Source organism: Mesorhizobium sp. AR07 (assembly GCF_024746815.1).
Lineage (GTDB): Bacteria > Pseudomonadota > Alphaproteobacteria > Rhizobiales > Rhizobiaceae > Mesorhizobium.
In genome coordinates, this window is sequence record NZ_CP080525.1 from 993,958 (window position 1) to 1,014,968 (window position 21,011).

The following is a 21,011-nucleotide window of genomic DNA, read 5'->3' on the forward strand; positions in this document are numbered from 1 at the left end:
TGAGGCAGCTGAAATATGACAGTAATCAGGCTTTGCCTCGTGCCCGGGCACGGGCGTTGAAGGCTAGAAGGCGCGGAACGTGACGACGGTGAACGTGTCCTTGATGCCCGGGAGAATCTGCACCTTCTCGTTGACGAAATGGCCGACATCTTGCTCGTCGTCGACATAGAACTTGGCGAGCAGATCGTAGTTGCCGGCGGTGGAGTAGATTTCCGAGGCGATCTCGGCATCGGCGAGCGCGCTGGCAACCTCGTAGGATTTGCCCAGCTCGCATTTGATCTGCACGAAAAATGCCTTCATGGCTTCGTCCCGCTAAACGTCCAAGTCCAAGCGGCCCTTCTGGCAGACTGGAGGCGGGCTTTCAAGCGTTGGAATACAGACTTAGCCGGCCCGAGCCTGGGCAACGGCTTTCCGCGGCTCCGTTATAATTCGCCGATGCAAGACGAATATTCGCCATCGCTGAAACCGTGAAGCGCCGCCAAGCGTATGTTAGAATGCTTCCAGGAACAGCTTTTCTGGAGAGGCAGCTTTCGAGGGACAACGGAGACAGGCCATGCGCCGCATGTTTTTCGCATTCGCGTTCGTTCCATTCATTCTGGCCTCGTCGGCATTTGCCGGTGATGCCGAAATCAAGGCCGGGCAAGCTGTCATCGACGGTCAGTTGAAGGCCCTCATCGCCAATGACGGCGCCACGGCCTACAGCTTCGCCGCGCCGAATGTGAAGCAGATCTTTCCGACCGTCGACGCCTTCATGAACATGGTCACCAACGGCTATCCGCCGGTGCGTAAGCCGCAGACCTACTCCTTCGGCAAGGTCGAGGAAACAGGCCCGGGTTCGATCATCCAGCAGGTGCTGATCGTCGGGCCGGACGGCAAGGATTATGAGGCGGTCTACACGCTCCAGCTACAGCCCGATGGCCGCTATCAGATCACCGGCTGCAGCCTGCGCGCCTCGAATTCGCTAAGCACTTGAAGTTCACAGGACGGGGATATCGCCCCTCGCCCAGCCTTCGGTCATCTCGGCCGCGCGCGCCTCGAACGCACCGGTCTCGATCGCGGCGCGGATGTCCTGCATCAGCTGCTGGTAATAAGAAAGATTGTTCCAGGTCAAAAGCATGGCGCCGAGCGCCTCTTGCGAACGCACCAGATGGTGCAGATAGGCGCGTGAGTAGTCCCGGGCGGCCGGGCAGTCGCTTTCCTCGTCCAGCGGGCGCGGATCGTCGGCATGGCGGGCGTTGCGCAGATTGACCTTGCCGCGCCTGGTGTAGGCAAGGCCATGCCGGCCGGCCCGCGTCGGCATCACGCAGTCGAACATGTCGATGCCGCGCGCCACCGATTTCAGGATATCGTCCGGCGTGCCGACGCCCATCAGATAGCGCGGCTTGTTGTCAGGCAGTTCCGGACAGGTGATGTCGAGCATCTCGAGCATCACCCCTTGCGGCTCGCCGACGGCCAGGCCGCCGACGGCATAACCCTTCAGCTCCATCGCGCTCAGCGCCTGCGCCGAACGCACCCTGAGGGCTGCATTGTCGCCGCCTTGCACGATGCCGAACATCGCCTTGCCCGGCTGGTCGCCGAACGCCGTCTTGCAGCGCTCGGCCCAGCGCAGCGACAGCTCCATGGCGCGCTCGATCTCCTTCATCTCGGCCGGCAGCGCCGTGCATTCGTCGAGCTGCATCTGGATATCGGAATCGAGCAACCCCTGGATCTCGATCGAGCGCTCCGGCGACATCTCATAGGCGGCGCCGTCGATATGCGAGCGGAAGGTGACGCCTTTTTCGGTGAGCTTCCTCAGCTTTGACAGCGACATCACCTGGAAACCGCCGCTGTCGGTCAGGATCGGGTGCGGCCAGCGGGCGAATTCATGCAAGCCGCCCAGACGCGCCACGCGCTCGGCGCCGGGCCGCAGCATCAGATGGTACGTGTTGCCAAGGATGATGTCGGCACCAACGCCGCGCACCTGGTCCATATACATGGCCTTGACCGTGCCGCCGGTGCCGACCGGCATGAAGGCCGGCGTGCGGATCTCGCCGCGCGGCATGTCGATAACACCGCGCCGCGCCTTGCCGTCGGTCGCCAGAATCTTGAAGCTGAACGGCTTAGCCATTGAATTCCTTGTCGTGGACCGGCGCATCCGGCGCCTGCTTGTCGAGCGACTGCCGATACTGGACGCAACCGCGCATGAATTTGGGCCAGGGTGGTACGGCGATCGATGGCTCGGTTTTTTCTGGCAGCAGATCCCACAGATCGGGATGATGCCAGCAGAGATCATGGCCAGATGTATCGCGATGCGCACGAATGCCGGCGCGCAGTTTTCTCACTTCCGCGATCAAGGCATCGCGGTCCAGGCTCTTGAGATCATCGTCCATCGCTCATCTCCGCTCGATAAAGCAGGCTTGCGTCTCCGTAGGAGTAGAACCTGTAGCGGTTGTCGATGGCATGCGCATAGGCGGCACGCATCGTGTCGAGGCCGCTGAAGGCCGAAACCAGCATGAACAGGGTCGAACGCGGCAGATGGAAATTGGTCATCAGCAAGTCGGCGGTGCGAAAGCGGTAGCCGGGGGTGATGAAGATGTCGGTCGGGCCGGACCAGGCAACCAGCGTGCCGTCCTCGCGCGCTGCACTCTCCAACAGGCGCAGCGAGGTCGTGCCGACGGCGACGATACGGCCGCCCCTCGCCTTGGCCGCGTTAAGCGCCTCGGCGGTTGCCTCGCTGACCAAACCGGTCTCGGCATGCATCTTGTGGTCGGCGGTGTCGTCTGCCTTCACCGGCAGGAAGGTGCCGGCGCCGACATGCAAGGTGACGAAGCGGCGCTCGACACCCTTGGCGTCGAGTGCCGCAAAAAGCTCCGGCGTGAAATGCAGGCCCGCCGTGGGCGCCGCTACGGCGCCTTCCTCCCTGGCATAGATGGTCTGGTAGTCGGCCCGGTCGCGTTCGTCGTCGTCGCGCTTCGAGGCGATGTAGGGCGGCAGCGGAATGTGGCCGACCGCATGCAGCGCTTCGTCCAGGAAGGGTCCCGACAGGTCGAAGCCAAGCAGCGCCTCGCCGCCCTCGCCTTTTTCGATCACCGTGGCGTCAAGCTGGCCGAGGAAACAGGAATTGCCGTCATGGCCGAAATGGATGCGGTCGCCGGCGGCGATGCGCTTGCCCGGCCGCATGAAAGCCAGCCAGCGGTCCGGCGCCATGCGCATATGCAGCGTGGCTTCGACCTGCGCCTGTGCCTCGCCGCGCCGCCGGATGCCTTTCAGCTGCGCTGGAATGACCTTGGTGTCGTTGAACACCAGCACATCGCCGGCGCGGAGCAAGGATGGCAGGTCGCCAACCGCCCGGTCGTCGAGCCCCTCGCCTGGCTTGACCACCAGCATTTTGGCACTGTCGCGCGGCTCCGCCGGGCGAAGCGCGATACGCTCCTCCGGCAGATCGAAGTCGAAAAGGTCGACGCGCATCAGTAGAGCCGGACGAGCAGCGCTCCGGCCAGCAACAGCACCGCACCGGCGATGCGTCCGAGCGAGATTTCGCGCACCGCGACGCCGAGGAAGCCGACGCGGTCGATAAGCATGCCGGCCAGCAACTGGCCAGCCACCAGAAACGCCATCAGCGCGGCAGCGCCGATGCGCGGCGTCAGGATCGTCGACAGCGTGACATAGAAGCCGCCGAGCATGCCGCCGGCGACGAACAGCCATGGTGCCGGCACCTTCCAGTCGAGCGAGATGCCTTGCAGCTTCACCACCGTGACGGAGATGATGCCGAGCACGACCGCGCCCGACAGGAACGAAAACGCGGCCGCCGCGACCGGGAGGCCCAGGCCGCGCGCCAGCTGCGAATTGATCGGCGCCTGAATGGCAATGAAGGCGCCGGACAGGATGCCGAGAAGCGACCAGACGACGCCCATCATTGTCGTTTCGCCTTACTTCACGTCGGCCGCGACCTTCAGCGACACGATCTTGTCGGGATCCGGTACCGGCTCGCCGCGCTTGATATTGTCGACATTGTCCATGCCTTCGATGACCTGGCCCCAGACCGTGTACTGGCGGTTGAGGAAGGCGGCATCGTCGAAGCAGATGAAGAACTGCGAATTGGCCGAGTTCGGGTTCTGCGAACGGGCCATCGAGCAGGTGCCGCGGCCATGGTTGGCGTTGGAGAATTCGGCCTTGAGGTCCGGCTTCTCGGAACCGCCCATGCCAGCGCGCGACGGCGCGAACGAAGGCTTGCTCGAATTGCCGAACTTGACGTCGCCGGTCTGCGCCATGAAGCCGTCGATGACGCGGTGGAAGACGACGCCGTCATAGGCGCCTTCGCGTGCCAGTTCCTTGATGCGGGCGACATGGCCGGGCGCCAGGTCGGGGAAAAGTTCGATGACGACCTTGCCCTTGGTCGTTTCCATGATGAGCGCGTTCTCGCGGTCCTTGATCTCAGCCATGTCGGATATCCTTTTTCAGAAAACAGATTTATTTGACAACTTTACTTGTCTGCGGCGATGCGCACCTTGATCATCCGGTCGGGATCGGTGACCGTGCCATTGTCCGCCTGGTCGCCCTTCTTGATGTGATCCACCAGCGCCATGCCGCTGACGACGTTGCCGACGATGGTGTACTGGCCATCGAGCGGCGGCGCCGGTGCGAACATGATGAAGAACTGCGAATTGGCGGAGTTGGGGTCCTGCGAGCGGGCCATGCCGACCACGCCGCGTTTGTAGTGTTCGCTCTGCGAGAATTCGGCCGGCAGGTCGGGCAGATCGGAGCCGCCGGTGCCGACGGCCTGGGCGCTAAAACCCTTCTTCATGTTGCCGAACTTGACGTCGCCGGTCTGCGCCATGAAGCCGTCGATGACGCGGTGGAAAGCGACATTGTCATAGGCGCCCTGGCGCACCAGCTTCTTGATCTGCTCGACATGCTTGGGCGCGAGATCGGGCCTGAGCGCAATGGTGACGTCGCCATCCTTCAGCGTGATGATCATGGTGTTTTCCGGGTCGGCGGCGAAGGCCGAGACCGATGCGGTCACGAGACCGGCAAGCACGACGAGGAACGAGGCGAGCTTTTTCAGCTGCATAACTATCTCCGGGATCTTTGTTTCCATGCATGTCGTTGCCCCAAAACCGGGTTCCACTTTTGGGCGACATGCATCATTTCGCGAATTTTGCGGTGAGCGAACCGGCCACGGCCGCCGGCACGAAGGGGCGGATGTCGCCGCCCATCGAGGCTATCTGGCGGACAAGTGTGGCGGTAATGGTGCGCACGGAGGGGCTGGCGGGCAGAAAAACCGTCTGCAGCTCCGGTGCCATGGTTTCGTTCATGCCGGCCATCTGCATCTCGTAGTCAAGGTCGGTGCCGTCGCGCAGGCCGCGGATCATGATCGAGGCGCCCTGCTTTCTGGCCGCATCGATGACCAGCCCGTCGAAGGCGACGACCTTGATGCGGCCGCCATCGCTGCCGAATTCCGCTGATGTAGCCGCCTCGATCAGCTGCACGCGTTCCTCAAAGGAAAACAGCGGCTTCTTGCCGGGATGGATGCCGATCGCCGCATAGACGATATCGGCGACGGCCAGCGACGCCTTCAGCACGTCGAGATGGCCGTTGGTCAGCGGGTCGAAGGAGCCGGCATAGAGGGCGATGCGTTCAATCATGGCTGGTGCTTCTAGCGAGCCTCTCTCGCAAAGGCAAATCCGATTGGCGAGCAGGGGCGTGAACCTTTTCCGGCCCATGAACGACAGATGAACACGCTGATCACGAAGCCTTCACGCAGCGTTCACTAGATTGCACCTTAATAAGATGAAACCAAAATCCCATCTATCCGTTGTAAGGCGCAGGAGAACACGCACATGCTGATCTACATGCTCGCCACCGCAATGACCGTCGCCATGCTGATCGCCACCGTATTCGGGTTGCATCAGGAAGCTCAACGCGTCCGCGTCAAGGCGACCACAAAGCGTTACGAAGGCTTCGGCCCTCGCAAGCCGTATCGTCACTACTAAGTTCGTCTGAACTTGCTGCCGCGCCGGCCAATGGGCCGGCGTTGCTATGTCAAAACCCGAAGCTGGACTTACTCAGCACCATCCGGAGCGGCGTCCACCGCCGGATCGATCTCGGCACCGGCATCGGCGCTTTCTTCGATTTCCTCGTCCGATTGCGGTTCAGAGATCCGCTCGACCGAAACCACCTTTTCGCCTTCAGCCGTGTTGAAGATGGTCACGCCCTTGGTGGCGCGGCTGGCGAAACGGATGCCGTTGACCGGCACCCGAATGACGGTGCCACCATCCGAAACCAGCATGATCTGGTCGTCATTGCCGACCGGGAAGGTCGCCACCAGCCTGCCGATCTCGGCTACCTTCGAAACGTCGGTGGCACGGATGCCCTTGCCGCCGCGTCCGGTCAGCCGGAAATCGTAGGACGACGAGCGCTTGCCGTAGCCATATTCGGTCACCGTCAGCACGTATTGCTCGTGTGCCTTGAGGAACTCATAGCGTTCGTCGGAAAGCTCCGTCTCCTCGCCGACCTCCTCGTTGGTCAGCGCGATCTCTTCCTCCTCGCCGGCCGCGATGCCGGCGGCAAGCCGCCGTTCCGCCGCCGCGCGCTTGAGATAGGCAGCGCGCTCAGCCGGTGGCGCGTCGACATTCTCGATAACCGCCATGGAAATCACCCTGTCGGTATCGGCCATGGCAATGCCGCGCACGCCAACCGAATTGCGGCTCTGGAACACGCGCACGTCGCCGACCGAAAAGCGGATGCACTGGCCGGAACTGGCGGTCAGCAGCACGTCGTCATTGTCGGTGCAGGTCTCGACGCCAAGAATCTCGTCGCCCTCCTCCTCCAGCTTCATGGCGATCTTGCCGTTGCGGTTGACCTGGACGAAGTCGGAAAGCTTGTTGCGGCGCACGGTGCCGCGCGTGGTGGCGAACATCACGTCGAGCTCGCCCCAGCTCGTCTCGTCCTCGGGCAGCGGCATGATGGTGGTGATGCGCTCGCCCTGCTCCAGCGGCAGCATGTTGATCAGCGCCTTGCCGCGCGATTGCGGGTTGCCGATCGGCAGCCGCCAGACCTTTTCCTTGTAGACGATGCCGCGCGAGGAGAAGAACAGCACCGGCGTGTGGGTGTTGGCCACGAACAGCCGGGTGACGAAATCTTCTTCCTTGGTCGACATGCCGGAGCGGCCCTTGCCGCCGCGGCGCTGCGCCCGGTAGAGCGACAGCGGCACGCGCTTGATGTAGCCGGAATGGCTCACCGTCACGACCATGTCCTCGCGCTGGATCAGGTCCTCGTCTTCCATGTCCGAGCCACCGTCGGTGAGTTCGGTGCGCCGTGGCGTACCGAACTCGTCGCGCACGGCGGCGAGTTCGTCCTTGACGATCTGCTGAACGCGCGCGCGGGACGACAAAATGTCCAGATAATCAATGATTTCGGCGCCGATCGTGTTCAACTCGTCGGCGATCTCGTCGCGGCCGAGCGCGGTCAGGCGCTGCAGGCGCAGTTCGAGGATGGCGCGTGCCTGCTCCTCGGAGAGATTGTAGGTGCCGTCCTCGTTGATGCGATGACGCGGATCGTCGATCAACAGGATCAGCGATTCGACGTCGCCTGATGGCCAGCGCCGCTCCATCAACTGCTCGCGCGCCGTCTGCGGATCCGGCGCGGTGCGGATAAGCTTGATCACTTCATCGATGTTGGCGACGGCGATGGCCAGACCGACCAGCACATGGGCGCGGTCGCGCGCCTTGCGCAGCAGGAATTTCGTGCGCCTTGTGATCACCTCCTCGCGGAAGGCGACGAACGCCTTCAGCATGTCGGTCAGCGTCAGCAGTTCCGGCTTGCCACCATTCAGCGCCACCATATTGGCGCCGAAAGAGGTCTGCAGCGGCGTGAAGCGGTAAAGCTGGTTGAGGATGACGTCGGCGACGGCGTCGCGCTTCAACTCGATGACGACGCGGTAGCCCTGGCGGTCGCTCTCGTCGCGGATATCGGAAATGCCCTCGATGCGCTTGTCGCGCACCAGTTCGGCCATCTTCTCGATCATCGACGACTTGTTCACCTGGTAGGGAACCTCGGTGATGATAATCGATTCACGGTCGTTACCGCGTTGTTCGATGTTGACCTTGCCGCGCATGACGATGGAGCCGCGACCGGTCGAATAGGCGCTGTAGATGCCGGAACGGCCAAGCACGATGGCGCCGGTCGGGAAATCCGGGCCGGGAATGATCTCCATCAGCGCCGGCAGGTCGATCGCCGGATTGTCGATGAGGGCGATGGCGCCATTGCAGATTTCGCCGAGATTGTGCGGTGGGATGTTGGTCGCCATGCCGACGGCAATGCCGCCGGAACCGTTGACCAACAAATTGGGGAACCGTGCCGGCAGAACCTTGGGCTCGCTGCCTGATGCGTCATAAGTGTCTTGGAAATCGACGGTGTCCTTGTCGATGTCCTCAAGCAATTCATGCGCGACCTTGGTCAGCCGCGATTCGGTGTAGCGCATCGCCGCCGGCGGATCGCCGTCGATCGAGCCGAAATTGCCTTGCCCGTCGATCAGCGGCACGCGCAGCGACCAGTCCTGCGCCATGCGCACCAAGGCGTCGTAGATGGAGGCGTCGCCATGCGGATGGTATTTACCCATCACGTCGGCGACCGGGCGGGCCGACTTCACATATTTGCGGTTCCAGTGGTAACCGCTCTCATGCGAAGCGAAGAGAATGCGGCGATGCACCGGTTTCAGGCCGTCGCGCACGTCCGGCAGCGCACGGCTGACGATCACGCTCATGGCGTAATCGAGATAGGAGCGCTGCATCTCCTCGACGATGGATATCGGCTCGATGCCGGTGGGGCCGCCGTCGGCGCCGCGCGGAGTCTTTTGGTCGGTCAAATCGGATCACAATCTAATCGGGAATCACTTGCTGCTTATATAGGAAGCAAGCTCGAAACTCCAATATTCGCGGCACTTTTCCAGTGTCAATTTTGGTGGTAATTTCAAAAGGATACCACTGATTGCGACGATATGGCCAAGACAGTTTTCGCCGCCATCAAGGCAAAAGCCTGCAATGGACCGTTTTCCCCGAGCGAAAGCCGCGAGCGCGATGAATTGGACCCCTTGGCTGCCTTTGCGAGCACTGAGCGGTTGGACGCCGAGGGATCTCAACGGCGATCTGGTCGCGGGCTTGACACTGGCGGCGATCGCCATTCCCGAACAGATGGCGACCGCCCGCCTCGGCGGCTTTGCTCCCGAGATCGGCTTCTTCGCCTTTGTTGCCGGCTCGGTGGCGTTCGCCCTGTTCGGTGCCAATCGCCACCTCTCGGCCGGCGCGGATTCGACCATCACGCCTTTGTTTGCCGGCGGCCTCGCCGTGCTCGCCGCATCCGGGTCGCCGCATTATCTGGCGCTGGCTTCCATGCTGGCGCTGATGGTCGGGCTGATCGTGACCTTGAGCGGCATCTTCCGCCTCGGCTGGGTCGCCGACTTGCTGTCGGTACCGGTCACCACAGGTTTTCTGGCCGGCATCGCCGTCCATATCATCGTTTCGCAATTGCCCGGACTGCTCGGCCTGCCCGCCGAGAACGGTGAAACCTTGCGGCGCGTCGGCGAGATCGCCGGCAGCCTCCATCTCACCAATCCCTGGAGCCTGGGGCTCGGCCTCGGCGTGTTCGCCATCGTGTTCTGCGCCGAGCGCATCAGCGCCCGCATCCCCGGCGCGTTGATCGGCATGGTGCTCGCCACCTCGGCCGTTGCCGTCTTCGGCCTTAGGAATCACGGCGTCGAGGTGCTCGGGGCCTTGCCCAATGGCCTGCCACAGGCCGGCCTGCCGCTTGCCAGCCTTGACGATGTGCAGGCGCTGGTCCCGCTGGCATTGCTGATCGCCATCGTCGTCATGGTGCAGACGGCGGCCACCTCCCGCTCCTTCGCGCCGCAACAGGGTGACGCTCCCGACGTCAACCGCGATTTCGTCGGCGTCGGTGCCGGAAGCATCGTGTCAGGCCTGTTCGGCGCCTTTGCCGTAAACGCCAGCCCGCCGCGCACGGCAATCGTCTCCCAGTCGGGCGGCCGGTCGCAGCTCGCGGGCCTCGTTGCCGCGGCCATCGTGCTGGCGCTGGGGGCTTTCGGCGGCGGACTGCTTGCCGATGTTCCGCAGGCCGCCCTTGCCGGCGTCCTGCTGTTCGTTGCCCAGCACATTCTGCGCTGGAAGGTGTTCGCCAATGTCTACCGGCAGGCGCCGGTCGAATTCGCGTTGATCCTCATCACCATGGCAGCCATCGTCGCGCTGCCCATCGAGACTGGCGTGGCGATCGGCATCGGCCTGTCGCTGCTGCATGGGATCTGGAGCGCGACCCGCACACAGCCGATCGAGCTGGAACAGGTGCCGGGCACCTCGGTGTGGTGGCCGCCCGGCAAGCCAAGTGCGGGCGAACAGCTACCAGGCGTGCTGGTCGCGGCGTTCCAGGCGCCGCTGTCCTTCGTCAATGCCGACCGCTTCAAGCGCGGCCTTTGCGATCTTGTCGATGCCAGGCGCGAAACCGTGAAGCTGGTCGTGCTGGAGGCCAGCAACATCGTCGAGATCGACTACACAGCCGCGCAAGCCCTCATCGAAACCATCACCCATTGCCGCAAAGCGGGCGCGGTCTTTGCCATCGCCCGGCTGGAATCGCTGCGTGCCCAGGCAGCGCTGGGACGATTTGGCATCGCCGACCTGATCGGCCCACAGCGGATTTTTCACAGTGTCGATGCCGCGATCAGAACGCTCGGTCCGGACCAACGGCCGCAACAACAGGACGAAGCACAATGACAACCCAGCGCGAACCCTTGCTGAACCCCGTCGCTGTCAGCGATTTGCGGCCGACGCAGATCACCGTCGGCATGCGGGAAGTGGCCCTGAAGCGCCAGATGATCCGCTCGCAAACCGCCCGAAAGACCGGGACGTTTCTCGGCACCCACATGGTCCCCGTCGTGCTGGGGCCAAAGAAGCGCAACTACGTCACCGATCACCACCATCTCGCCCGCGCCCTGCTCGAGGAAGGCATCAGGGATGTTCTGGTCACGGTGATCAGCGACCTGTCGGGCCTCGACAAGGACGCCTTTTTCAATGTGCTCGACAATCGCGGCTGGATGCACCCGTTCGACGAGAACGGCAAGCGCCGGGACTACGACGCCATTCCCAAAACCATGGCTGAACTCGTCGACGATCCCTACAGGAGCATGGCTGGCGAACTGCGCCGGCAAGGCGGCTTCGCCAAGGACACCACGCCGTTCAGCGAATTCCTGTGGGCGGATTTCCTGCGCCGGCGCATCGACCGGGATGCGGTGGCGAAAAACTTCGACAAGGCGATGAAGGAGGCCCTGAGCCTTTCCAAGGGCAAGGACGCCGGCTACCTGCCGGGTTGGTGCGGGCCGACATCGGATTGACGTCGCAAAGCCGCAGCGGCAGATAAAGTGGGCACAACGCCGCTCGCCCAGCGGGCGCGATAAACCCCCGGCGTCTCACCCATGACGCGTCGAAACCGGCGGTTGAAAGTCGACAGATCGTTGAAGCCGACCTCGAAGGCGATCGCCGAGACTGCATCGTCCGACATGCGCAGCCGCACCGCCGCGCGGTGCAGCCGGGTCTTGAGCAGGAACTGATAGGGCGTCGCGCCCGCGACCTGCCGGAAAATGCGCAGGAAATGATAGGGACTGGTCGCGGTCTCATCGGCAAGCGCTGAAAGCGAAACCGACCTGTCGGCATCGAGTTCGATGCGCCGCACCGCTTCAGCAACCCGTTTCTGATCGCGGCGGCTTGGCGCGCGTCTGACATGCGTGAGGCCAGAGGCGGCAGCGACTGAAGCCCCTGCAATACGCAGGGAAAGCTCCTCGAAGGCGTCGTTGTCAGCCATTTCGCGCGCGGTTTCCGCCTCGGCCAACAGTGGTGCCAATACCGGCAAAGGTGGCAGGCGTGGCGCATCGAAGGCCAGCTTTTCTGCGCCCGGCACGCCGGCCACGATGCGTTCCATATAGGCCGGTCCGAAATGGAAGGAGAGGCAACGGTCGCCGCTGCCATGTTCATGCCCGCATTCATAGCATGTGCCGGGATTGCCAAGCAGGAGCGCACCGGGCGCCAACATCGCCGTGCCTTGTTGGGCGCGATAGCGGAACGTGCCGCTGGTGACCGCGGCGACACAGAAATCCTGATGTGCTTCCTCGAATGGCCGGTCACCGGCGTCGGCCGTGCAGATCACATCCGCCACGTGCCAGCCAAGCCCGGATGCGAGAGTGTGCGTGGTCGCTGTCATGACCGAAATATAGCAATTTTTCCCAAGCACAGAACCCCGTGACGGCCTACTCCTCGTGGTCTCCTGACAAGAAGAGGCCGGAGTCATGTTCGACCAATCCTCGTTTGCCAAAGCCTTGCACAGCCCCGGACCAATCGAAGGGCTTACCGAAAAACTGAACCTCTATGGCCGTTTCGTCGGCGCCTGGACTTTTGACGCCTCGCGCCATCTCGAGGACGGCACGGTGCTAACCGGGCGTGGCGAGGTGCATTTCGGCTGGGTGCTGGAAGGCCGGGCAATCCAGGATGTCTGGATCCTGCCCGCCCGCGACGCTGGCCCCTCGCCCTCGCTCGGCAAATGGACTTTCTATGGCACGACGCTGCGAGTCTATGATCCCGGTGCGGATGCCTGGCACATCTTCTGGAGCGACCCGCGCAACCAGTATTTTAGCCGCCAGCTTGGTCGCGTCGAGGGCGACACCATCGTGCAGGTGGGCGCCGATGGCACCGGCTCCTCGGTGCGCTGGAGTTTTTCCGGCATCACCGAGAATTCCTTCCGCTGGCTCGGTGAGCGTTCGCACGACAATAGCGCGACATGGCGGTTCGAAGTCGAGTTCCTGGCGCGCCGAATGGTTTGATCACCGAGGAATGCAGCAGCCCGGAATGAAAGCGTCGCGATCCTTCGCGCCCCCCTCTGTCCTGCCGGACATCTCCCCCCACTTGGGGGGAGATCGGCTGTAATCGCCGTTTTTGCCAATATTCAACATCGCAGGATGGGCGAAGCATAGACGCTGCCAATCTCCCCACCTGTGGGGGAGATGTCCGGCAGGACAGAGGGGGGCGCTGTCCCGCCAACATCAAAGTTCCCGGCACGCGAACCACTGTTCCCACCGACCGGGCTTTGCTCTACCAATATCACGATGCGGGCATGGCCCGGCGGGAGGGGTCAGCGATGCCGAGCTTCGACAGCCTGTTCAACGCCTTCGTCACCATTCTCGTGACCATCGATCCGCCCGGCCTGGCACCGCTGTTCCTCGCCGTGACACGCGGCATGAACCGCGAGGAGCGCCAGCAGGTTTCCGTCCGCGCCTCGATCATAGGCTTCCTGGTGATGGCGCTGTTTGCGGTTGCCGGCGCCTCGATCCTGTCGGTGTTCGGCATCACGCTGCCGGCCTTCCGCGTCGCCGGCGGTTTTCTTTTGTTCTTCATCGCCTTCGAAATGGTGTTCGAGCGCCGGCAGGACCGCAAGGAGAAGATCGGCGACGTCGCCATCACCAAGGACATGATCCACAACATCGCCGCCTTCCCGCTGGCGATCCCGCTGATCGCTGGCCCCGGCGCCATTTCGGCAACGGTGCTGCTCTCCGGCTCGTTCCAGGGCTTTGCCGCCCAGGCGGCGCTGGTCGGCATCATCTTCGTCTGCCTGGCTATCACCTATCTGGTGTTCGTGCTGTCGGAGCGCATCGACCGCATCCTCGGCCAGACCGGGCGCTCGATCCTGACCCGGCTTCTCGGCGTCATCCTGGCGGCACTGGCCGTGCAGTTCGTCGCCGACGGCATCAAGGCGCTGATGGCGAGCTGACGCGCTACTACCGTCGCCGAAGCCGACCCTACCTTGCAGTCGTGTCGATGACCTCGAAATCGTGCGTGATGGTGGCGGTCTTGGCCAGCATCGCGGAGGCGGAGCAATATTTTTCGATCGAAAGGTCGATCGCCCGTTTGACTTTGTCGGGCGAAAGCGCCCGGCCCTTGACGACGAAATGCATGTGGATGCGCGTGAAAACCCGAGGCTCGGTTTCGGCCCGGTCGGCATCGAGCTCGACCACGCAATCCTCGATCGCCTCGCGGCCCTTTTCGAGGATATGCACCACGTCATAGGCCGAACAACCGCCGGTGCCGATCAGCACAAGTTCCATCGGGCTCGGCCCCGGCGTCTTGCCGTCCGGTCCGAGCGCGGTTCCCAGCACCACCTTGTGGCCGCTACCGGACTCGCCGACGAAGGTGCGCTCCTCGACCCATTTTACGCGTGCTTTCACGTGAGATTTCCTTCCACTCGGGGGTCATCCGCCTCAGGGATAATACAGGATCACGGTCCAGCTCGTGCGGAGCCAAAGACGACGTCGTGCATGATCCTGCCCGGCAGCAGGGTGAAGATGCCGGCGCCAATCAGCGCGAAAACATAAAGCGAAATCATGACCTTGCGATGCTGGGCGACGCGGTGATTGTGGGCATGCCACACCGCCAGCGGCACGGTGACCAGCACCAGGATCGACAGCAGATGAATCGGGCTGAAAGGGCCGATGAGGCGTATCTGATGAATCCAGAAACTCGAGACGGCGATGACCAGCATCAGCGCAGTCCAGACATAACCCGCGATGCGATGGCGCGGCGTTCCCTTCGGCAGTGCCAGCTGCGTGGCCCCTATCGCCAGTGCGGCGAAGGCCGCAAAGGCATGCCAGGGAATCGGAGAGGGTGCGGCAAGCAGCGGTTGCAGCGACATTGCCGCCTCTCTGCTGGTTAACTGTCCTCAGAACGGGATTTCGTCGTCCAGCTCGCGCGACGAACCGCCGCCGCCCTTGGGAGCGCCGCCACCACGATTGAAGCCTTCGCTCGGGCTAGACTGGCCGAAATCGGAACCACGGCTGCTGCCGCCACCGGCATAGCCGCCGACCTGACCGCCCTCACCCTGGCCGCGCGCGTCGAGCATCTGCAGCTCGCCACGGAATTTCTGCAGCACGACTTCCGTCGTGTACTTGTCGTTGCCGGTCTGGTCCTGCCATTTGCGCGTCTGCAACTGGCCTTCCACATAGACCTTCATGCCCTTCTTCAGATACTGCTCGGCCACCTTGGCGAGCTGATCGTTGAAGATGACGACGTTGTGCCACTCGGTCTTTTCCTTGCGCTCGCCAGAATTCTTGTCGCGCCAGCTTTCCGACGTCGCGATGCGGATGTTGACGACCGGCTCGCCCGAATTCAGGCGACGGATTTCCGGGTCCGCACCGAGGTTGCCGACCAGAATGACCTTGTTGACGCTACCCGCCATGATATTTCTCCGCGCTCATCCGAAACAAAATTTTTGTTGCAGCACCTTACAGGCTACGGACAATCGCCGCCTGCTATGGCTGGCTTTTCCCACAAGGTTTTTGTTCCCTTTTCGTTCCTATATGCATTGCCGCTTATTGTCAAGGAATGGCAGCAATGTCCTGACCCAACATATGGGTTTCAAAACAGCGCTTGCCAAATCAATAAGTGTAGACTTATTCTTCTGCCATGATCGAAGCAGAGATTTTCCGCGCCCTTGCCGACCCGACACGCCGCGCGGTCTTCGAGCGCCTCGCCACGGCTGAGATGAGCGTGTCGGAACTGCGCAGCGGCATGACGGTGTCGCAGCCGGCCGTATCTCAGCATCTGGCGGTGCTGCGCGGCGCTGGCCTGGTTGTCGAGCGGCGGGCGGGCCGCAACGCCTATTACCGCGTCGATCCGCAGGGGCTTGCCCCCTTGCTCTCCTGGATCGAACGCTACCGGACCTTCTGGCCGGAGCGCATCGAAAGGCTGAAGACGGTTTTGAAGGACATGGATCAATGACGAGCATGGGATCAATGACAGGCCAAAGCCACGCGGACTCCGAGGCCGCGCTTGACGCGATCGAGTTCGAATGCGACCTGCCGGAGCCGCCTGAGAAGGTGTGGCGGGCCTTGACCGTGCCGGAGCTGCTCGCCGCCTGGATGATGCCGAACGACATCAGGCCGGAGATCGGTAGCCGTTTTGCCTTCGCCGGACCGGATGCGGCGATCGAATGCGAAATCATCGACGCCGAGCCCGAACGGCTGTTGCGCTATTCCTGGCGCGAGCGGCCGCAGCCAGGCGATGCCGCGCGGCAGAATCCGCTCGACAGCCCATTGGACAGCATTGTCACCTTCACGCTCGCCCGCACCGTTTCCAGCGGCACGCATCTGCGCATCGTCCATGACGGCTTTGCCCGAAAGGCGATGCCCGCGGTTGCAGTGGTCAGCACCGGCTGCCGGCTTTCATTCGACGCAAACAGGTCACGCAAACCAATCGCCGCAAACACGCCTCGCCTCTTGCTGCGCGCGGCCTGACCAACGAAACGAACGGAGAAAAACAATGAGCGGTGTTGCCAATCTGGTACCGATGGTGATCGAGCAATCGAGCCGCGGCGAACGTGCCTTCGACATTTTCTCGCGGCTGCTGCGCGAGCGCATCGTCTTCATCAACGGTGAAATCAACGACGATGTCTCGGCGCTGGTCTGCGCGCAACTGCTGTCGCTGGAATCGGACAATCCCGACAAGGAGATCTCGCTCTACATCAACTCGCCAGGCGGCGTGGTGACCAGCGGTTTCGCCATCTACGACACGATGCAATATATCGCCTGCCCGGTGTCGACCGTGTGCATGGGCTTTGCCGCGTCGATGGCTTCGTTCCTGCTGATGGCCGGCGCGCCTGGACGTCGCATCTCGCTGCCGAACGCTACCATCCTGCTGCATCAGCCGCTGGGCGGATTCCAGGGCCAGGCCTCCGACATCCAGCGCCATGCCGAGCGCATCGGCCAGACAAAACGGCACATGGCGGAACTCTACGCGCAGCATTGCGGCCGCACCTATGAAGAAGTCGAGCGCACGCTGGACCGCGACCACTTCATGACGGCCCGCGAAGCCCAGGCCTGGGGCATTGTCGACCACGTTTTCGACACGCGCAAACAGGCTGCGTGAGGCTAATTTGGGCCAGATCGGATTCCAGCCGGCTGTCGAAGATTTGACGATGCCGGTCTGGTTCCGTCGGCGTCACGTCACTATAATCAGGCGATGACCGACACTCATCCGTCCACAACATTGCCCCGCGTCATCGCCGTTGTCGTGGTCGCTCTTGCCGGCCTCACGAGCGGCGCGGCCTTTGCCGACGACAGCTCACCGGCGCAGAAAGGCGCCCTGCCCGGCGTGACCGGTGACTATCGCATCGCCAAACCGGCTCCCGTGCCCGAACCGGACGACGTACTCCCCAGCAATGGCAACGGTCAGTTCAAGATCGGCAATACGGATGTCAGGATTTCCGGCAGCATCACCGTCGATGTCGGCGCCGGCTCGATAGGGCTGCCGCGTCATTGATACCACGCGGCGGTGTGCCGCGCTGCAAAAACAAACAGCCCCGCCGTGCTTTGCGCAAACGGACGGGGCTTTTTGGATATCAAATCCAATTTTGCCGGGAGTGTACTGCCGGCGTTTGATTTCGGATGCTTCGCGGTGTTCAGCCGACGATCCGACTAGCAGTCTCTGATTTTTGGGGGATATGGCAGGTCACGGTTTGTCGGGTGGCGCAAACGCTAAACCCTGGCACTTATGCCTGCCGCAGCTCCAGTGACAACTGGAACCCTGGGGGACTATCCGGTGGCGTCATTGGCTCCGCTCCTGTGTCCGTTTGCGACTGTTGTCAATCCGAAGCGCAAATCGCAAATGCCTGCGGCGTCTCGCAAGCCGCCCCTGGGCGGCGAGGCCATCGAAAGACGGCCGGCTTCGTTGACTTCTGGAGTCTGCTCCCCTGATTCGAAGACGTCAACCTTCAATAGCCGGTTACGGAAAAAAGTGATCGCAAGACGCCTGGTGGAGCCAGGGGGTACACAGGAGAAGCCAGGGTGGTACACAGGATTTGTCAGGAGCGTGTTCGGCCTTTGTTCTTTCCGCTTGCCCGTTGAGGCGAAAGACGGTTAAACGCTTTTGTCGGGAATTGTGGCGTCTCTCGACGTGGCGGCAAAATTACCTACATAGGGGATGGCCGGGAAAACCCGCCATTCCAGGAAATTCCAGATTCTGAGGCGGCGACCGGCAATGGCCGACCATAAATATCTTTCCATTCGCGGGGCGCGCGAACACAATCTGAAGAATGTCGACCTCGATTTGCCGCGTGACAGCCTGATCGTCATGACCGGCCTGTCGGGGTCCGGCAAATCGTCGCTTGCCTTCGACACCATCTACGCCGAAGGCCAGCGTCGCTATGTCGAGAGCCTGTCGGCCTATGCAAGGCAATTCCTCGAAATGATGCAGAAGCCGGACGTCGACCAGATCGACGGCCTGTCGCCGGCCATTTCGATCGAGCAGAAGACCACCTCGAAGAACCCGCGCTCGACGGTCGGCACCGTCACCGAGATCTACGACTACATGCGGCTGCTGTTCGCGCGCGTCGGCATCCCCTATTCGCCGGCCACCGGCCTGCCGATCGAAAGCCAGACGGTCAGCCAGATGGTCGACCGTGTGCTGGCGGTCGAGGAAGGCACCCGCCTGTTCATCCTGGCGCCGATGGTGCGCGGCCGCAAAGGCGAGTACCGCAAGGAACTGCTGGAGCTGCAGAAGAAGGGCTTTCAGCGCGTCAAGGTCGACGGTGTCTTCTATGAAATCGCCGATGTGCCGGCGCTGGACAAGAAGTACAAGCATGACCTCGACGTCGTCGTCGACCGCGTCGTCGTGCGCGGCGATCTGGCCACAAGGCTTGCCGATTCCATCGAGACGGCGCTGAAGCTGGCCGACGGGCTTGCCGTGGCCGAGTTTGCCGACAAGCCGCTCGACGCCAGCCAGACCGGCGAGGACTCCGTCAACAAGTCGAAGAACGAGACGCATGAGCGCATCCTGTTCTCGGAAAAGTTCGCTTGCCCAGTCTCCGGCTTCACCATTCCGGAAATCGAGCCCAGGCTGTTCTCGTTCAACAACCCGTTCGGCGCCTGCCCGACCTGCGACGGTCTCGGCAGCCAGCGCGCCATCGACCCCAATCTGGTCGTGCCCGACGAGAACGCCTCGCTGCGCGATGGCGCCGTCAGCCCGTGGGCGAAATCGACCTCGCCCTATTACGCGCAGACACTGGAAGCGCTGGGCAAGGCCTATGGCTTCAAGCTTGGCGACAAGTTCAGGGATTTGAGCGCTGACGCCCAGGAGGCCATCCTGCGCGGTACCGGCGAGCGCGAAATCACCTTCCAGTATGATGACGGCCTGCGCTCCTACAAGACCACCAAGACTTTCGAAGGCGTCATCCCCAATCTCGAGCGGCGCTGGAAGGAGACCGAATCCGCCTGGATGCGCGAAGAGATCGAGCGCTTCATGTCGGCCACGCCCTGCCCGGTCTGCAAGGGCTATCGGCTGAAGCCCGAGTCGCTGGCCGTCAAAATCGCCGGCAGGCACATCGGCGAAGTCACCGAACTTTCCATTCGCAAGGCCGACCAGTGGTTCACCGACCTGCCGGCGTCGCTCAACGACAAGCAGAACGAGATCGCGGTGCGCGTCTTGAAGGAAATCCGCGAGCGGCTGCGCTTTCTCAACGATGTCGGTCTCGACTACCTGACGCTGTCGCGCAATTCCGGCACGCTGTCGGGCGGCGAGAGCCAGCGCATCCGGCTGGCGTCGCAGATCGGCTCCGGCCTCACCGGTGTGCTCTATGTGCTGGACGAACCCTCGATCGGCCTGCATCAGCGCGACAATGCGCGGCTGCTCGACACGCTGAAGCATCTGCGCGACATCGGCAACACGGTGATCGTCGTCGAGCACGACGAAGACGCCATCCTGCATGCCGACTATGTCGTCGACATGGGTCCGGCCGCCGGCATCCATGGCGGCGAGATCATCGCCCAGGGCACGCCGCAGCAGGTGATGGCCAATCCCAACTCGATTACCGGCAAATATCTGTCGGGCGCGCTCGAAGTGGCGACACCCGGCGTGCGGCGCGAAGCCAAGAAGAACCGGCGGCTGAAAATCGTCGGCGCACGCGGCAACAACCTGAAGAATGTCACCGCCGAAATCCCGCTCGGCACCTTCACCGCCGTCACCGGCGTCTCGGGTGGCGGCAAGTCGACCTTCCTGATCGAGACGCTGTTCAAGGCCGCCTCGCGCCGCATCATGGGGTCGCGCGAACACCCGGCCGAGCACGACCGCATCGAGGGCCTCGAATTCCTCGACAAGGTCATCGACATCGACCAGTCGCCGATTGGCAGGACCCCGCGCAGCAACCCCGCCACCTACACCGGCGCCTTCACGCCGATCCGCGACTGGTTCGCCGGCCTTCCCGAGGCCAAGGCGCGCGGCTATCAGCCCGGCCGCTTCTCCTTCAACGTCAAGGGCGGCCGCTGCGAGGCCTGCCAGGGCGACGGCGTCATCAAGATCGAGATGCATTTTTTGCCCGACGTCTACGTCACCTGCGATGTCTGCCACGGCAAGCGCTATAACAGAGAGACACTCGATGTCCTGTTCAAGGGCAAGTCGATCGCCGACGTGCTCGACATGACCGTCGAGGAAGGCGTCGATTTCTTCGCCGCCGTGCCCGGCGTGCGCGACAAGCTGGAAACGCTGAAGCAGGTCGGCCTAGGCTATATCCATATCGGCCAGCAGGCGACAACGCTGTCCGGCGGCGAGGCGCAGCGCATCAAGCTGGCCAAGGAACTGTCGCGCAAGGCGACCGGCAAGACGCTCTACATCCTGGATGAGCCTACCACCGGCCTGCACTTCCACGACGTCGCCAAGCTCCTGGAAGTGCTGCATGAACTGGTCGACCAGGGCAACACCGTGGTGGTCATCGAGCACAATCTCGAGGTGATAAAAACCGCCGACTGGGTGCTCGATCTCGGCCCCGAAGGCGGCGACGGCGGCGGCGAACTGGTCGCCTCCGGTACGCCGGAAGCCATTGTCCGCGAGAAGCGCAGCTACACCGGCCAGTTCCTCAAGGAATTGCTGGAGCGACGCCCCGGAGGCAAGCGCGAAGCGGCGGAGTGATGGTCTGGCCGGTTGGCGCTCGGAGAGCCTTTG

At 62.8% G+C, this 21,011-nt stretch carries 24 protein-coding genes; 11 read left to right on the forward strand and 13 right to left on the reverse strand.

Annotated elements, in window-relative coordinates; all coding sequences use genetic code 11:
* Positions 1–63 precede the first annotated feature (63 nt).
* Entirely contained in the window at positions 64–300 is a 237-nt protein-coding gene (locus tag BPNPMPFG_RS05310; RefSeq protein WP_258593695.1) for an Lrp/AsnC ligand binding domain-containing protein, read from the reverse strand.
* A 253-nt stretch (positions 301–553) separates the two neighbouring features.
* Between BPNPMPFG_RS05310 and BPNPMPFG_RS05315 the strand changes: the two genes are divergently transcribed.
* Positions 554–973: a DUF4864 domain-containing protein gene (locus BPNPMPFG_RS05315; protein WP_258593696.1), complete on the forward strand. Its 420-nt coding sequence runs from the start codon at positions 554–556 to the stop codon at positions 971–973.
* 3 nt (positions 974–976) lie between these two features.
* Here BPNPMPFG_RS05315 and tgt read toward each other — a convergent pair whose 3' ends face one another.
* From tgt to coaD, 7 genes are all read right to left on the reverse strand, one after another.
* Positions 977–2,107 (reverse strand): tRNA guanosine(34) transglycosylase Tgt, encoded by a 1,131-nt coding sequence (tgt, locus tag BPNPMPFG_RS05320; RefSeq protein WP_258593697.1) that lies wholly within the window; start codon positions 2,105–2,107, stop codon positions 977–979.
* Positions 2,100–2,369, reverse strand: coding sequence for a hypothetical protein (locus BPNPMPFG_RS05325; protein WP_258593699.1), 270 nt, complete (start codon positions 2,367–2,369; stop codon positions 2,100–2,102). Before BPNPMPFG_RS05325 ends, tgt begins: the two co-directional genes overlap by 8 nt.
* Complete coding sequence (gene queA / locus BPNPMPFG_RS05330; RefSeq protein WP_258593701.1) at positions 2,359–3,447, reverse strand: tRNA preQ1(34) S-adenosylmethionine ribosyltransferase-isomerase QueA; 1,089 nt, start codon at positions 3,445–3,447, stop codon at positions 2,359–2,361. The genes BPNPMPFG_RS05325 and queA overlap by 11 nt, the downstream gene beginning before the upstream one ends.
* Complete coding sequence (locus tag BPNPMPFG_RS05335) at positions 3,447–3,896, reverse strand: DMT family transporter (RefSeq protein WP_258593703.1); 450 nt, start codon at positions 3,894–3,896, stop codon at positions 3,447–3,449. Before BPNPMPFG_RS05335 ends, queA begins: the two co-directional genes overlap by 1 nt.
* 12 nt (positions 3,897–3,908) lie before the next feature.
* Positions 3,909–4,421 carry a peptidylprolyl isomerase gene (locus tag BPNPMPFG_RS05340; protein ID WP_258593705.1) on the reverse strand — a complete coding sequence of 171 codons (513 nt, stop codon included), beginning with the start codon at positions 4,419–4,421 and terminating at the stop codon, positions 3,909–3,911.
* Positions 4,422–4,462: 41 nt separating this feature from the next.
* Positions 4,463–4,957, reverse strand: a complete 495-nt coding sequence (locus BPNPMPFG_RS05345) for a peptidylprolyl isomerase (RefSeq protein WP_258597066.1) — start codon at positions 4,955–4,957, stop codon at positions 4,463–4,465.
* Between the two features lie 166 nt (positions 4,958–5,123).
* Positions 5,124–5,624, reverse strand: a complete 501-nt coding sequence (gene coaD, locus BPNPMPFG_RS05350; RefSeq protein WP_258593707.1) for a pantetheine-phosphate adenylyltransferase — start codon at positions 5,622–5,624, stop codon at positions 5,124–5,126.
* Between the two features lie 195 nt (positions 5,625–5,819).
* On the opposite strand from coaD, the gene BPNPMPFG_RS05355 reads away from it, so the two are divergent.
* Positions 5,820–5,972: a hypothetical protein gene (locus tag BPNPMPFG_RS05355; RefSeq protein WP_258593708.1), complete on the forward strand. Its 153-nt coding sequence runs from the start codon at positions 5,820–5,822 to the stop codon at positions 5,970–5,972.
* Between the two features lie 68 nt (positions 5,973–6,040).
* On the opposite strand, the gene gyrA is transcribed toward BPNPMPFG_RS05355, so the two are convergent.
* Entirely contained in the window at positions 6,041–8,845 is a 2,805-nt protein-coding gene (gene gyrA / locus BPNPMPFG_RS05360; protein ID WP_258593710.1) for a DNA gyrase subunit A, read from the reverse strand.
* Positions 8,846–9,056: 211 nt separating this feature from the next.
* Here gyrA and BPNPMPFG_RS05365 point away from each other — a divergent pair, with 211 nt between their 5' ends.
* Together BPNPMPFG_RS05365 and BPNPMPFG_RS05370 are read left to right on the forward strand one after the other, a co-directional pair.
* The gene (locus tag BPNPMPFG_RS05365) at positions 9,057–10,757 is read left to right on the forward strand and encodes a SulP family inorganic anion transporter (RefSeq protein ID WP_258593711.1); all 1,701 of its coding nucleotides are present in this window, start codon (positions 9,057–9,059) and stop codon (positions 10,755–10,757) included.
* Positions 10,754–11,374: a ParB-like protein gene (locus tag BPNPMPFG_RS05370; RefSeq protein ID WP_258593713.1), complete on the forward strand. Its 621-nt coding sequence runs from the start codon at positions 10,754–10,756 to the stop codon at positions 11,372–11,374. The genes BPNPMPFG_RS05365 and BPNPMPFG_RS05370 overlap by 4 nt, the downstream gene beginning before the upstream one ends.
* Here BPNPMPFG_RS05370 and BPNPMPFG_RS05375 read toward each other — a convergent pair.
* A complete protein-coding gene (locus BPNPMPFG_RS05375; RefSeq protein WP_258593718.1) occupies positions 11,338–12,237 on the reverse strand; it encodes a helix-turn-helix transcriptional regulator in 900 nt (299 codons plus the stop codon). The two genes, BPNPMPFG_RS05370 and BPNPMPFG_RS05375, sit on opposite strands and share 37 nt — an antisense overlap.
* An 85-nt stretch (positions 12,238–12,322) precedes the next feature.
* On the opposite strand from BPNPMPFG_RS05375, the gene BPNPMPFG_RS05380 reads away from it, so the two are divergent.
* On the forward strand, positions 12,323–12,853 hold the full coding sequence (locus BPNPMPFG_RS05380) for a hypothetical protein (RefSeq protein WP_258593720.1): 531 nt from the start codon (positions 12,323–12,325) through the stop codon (positions 12,851–12,853).
* Positions 12,854–13,167: 314 nt separating this feature from the next.
* Positions 13,168–13,797 carry a MarC family protein gene (locus BPNPMPFG_RS05385; protein WP_140569344.1) on the forward strand — a complete coding sequence of 210 codons (630 nt, stop codon included), beginning with the start codon at positions 13,168–13,170 and terminating at the stop codon, positions 13,795–13,797.
* Positions 13,798–13,825: 28 nt separating this feature from the next.
* On the opposite strand, the gene BPNPMPFG_RS05390 is transcribed toward BPNPMPFG_RS05385, so the two are convergent.
* The 3 genes from BPNPMPFG_RS05390 to BPNPMPFG_RS05400 are packed head-to-tail and all read right to left on the reverse strand — an operon-like array spanning position 13,826 to position 15,258.
* The gene (locus tag BPNPMPFG_RS05390) at positions 13,826–14,251 is read right to left on the reverse strand and encodes an OsmC family protein (RefSeq protein ID WP_258593724.1); all 426 of its coding nucleotides are present in this window, start codon (positions 14,249–14,251) and stop codon (positions 13,826–13,828) included.
* 50 nt (positions 14,252–14,301) lie between these two features.
* On the reverse strand, positions 14,302–14,715 hold the full coding sequence (locus tag BPNPMPFG_RS05395) for a DUF2306 domain-containing protein (protein ID WP_258593726.1): 414 nt from the start codon (positions 14,713–14,715) through the stop codon (positions 14,302–14,304).
* 27 nt (positions 14,716–14,742) lie between these two features.
* Positions 14,743–15,258, reverse strand: coding sequence for a single-stranded DNA-binding protein (locus tag BPNPMPFG_RS05400; RefSeq protein WP_319945977.1), 516 nt, complete (start codon positions 15,256–15,258; stop codon positions 14,743–14,745).
* Positions 15,259–15,485: 227 nt separating this feature from the next.
* Here BPNPMPFG_RS05400 and BPNPMPFG_RS05405 point away from each other — a divergent pair, with 227 nt between their 5' ends.
* From BPNPMPFG_RS05405 to uvrA, 5 genes are all read left to right on the forward strand, one after another.
* Positions 15,486–15,800 (forward strand): ArsR/SmtB family transcription factor, encoded by a 315-nt coding sequence (locus tag BPNPMPFG_RS05405; protein ID WP_258593733.1) that lies wholly within the window; start codon positions 15,486–15,488, stop codon positions 15,798–15,800.
* Between the two features lie 14 nt (positions 15,801–15,814).
* Positions 15,815–16,315 (forward strand): SRPBCC family protein, encoded by a 501-nt coding sequence (locus tag BPNPMPFG_RS05410; RefSeq protein WP_258593735.1) that lies wholly within the window; start codon positions 15,815–15,817, stop codon positions 16,313–16,315.
* Between the two features lie 25 nt (positions 16,316–16,340).
* Entirely contained in the window at positions 16,341–16,946 is a 606-nt protein-coding gene (locus tag BPNPMPFG_RS05415; RefSeq protein WP_258593736.1) for an ATP-dependent Clp protease proteolytic subunit, read from the forward strand.
* A gap of 93 nt (positions 16,947–17,039) precedes the next feature.
* A complete protein-coding gene (locus BPNPMPFG_RS05420; RefSeq protein WP_258593737.1) occupies positions 17,040–17,339 on the forward strand; it encodes a hypothetical protein in 300 nt (99 codons plus the stop codon).
* 717 nt (positions 17,340–18,056) lie between these two features.
* Positions 18,057–20,978: an excinuclease ABC subunit UvrA gene (gene uvrA / locus BPNPMPFG_RS05425; protein WP_258593739.1), complete on the forward strand. Its 2,922-nt coding sequence runs from the start codon at positions 18,057–18,059 to the stop codon at positions 20,976–20,978.
* The last annotated feature ends 33 nt before the right edge of the window (positions 20,979–21,011 follow it).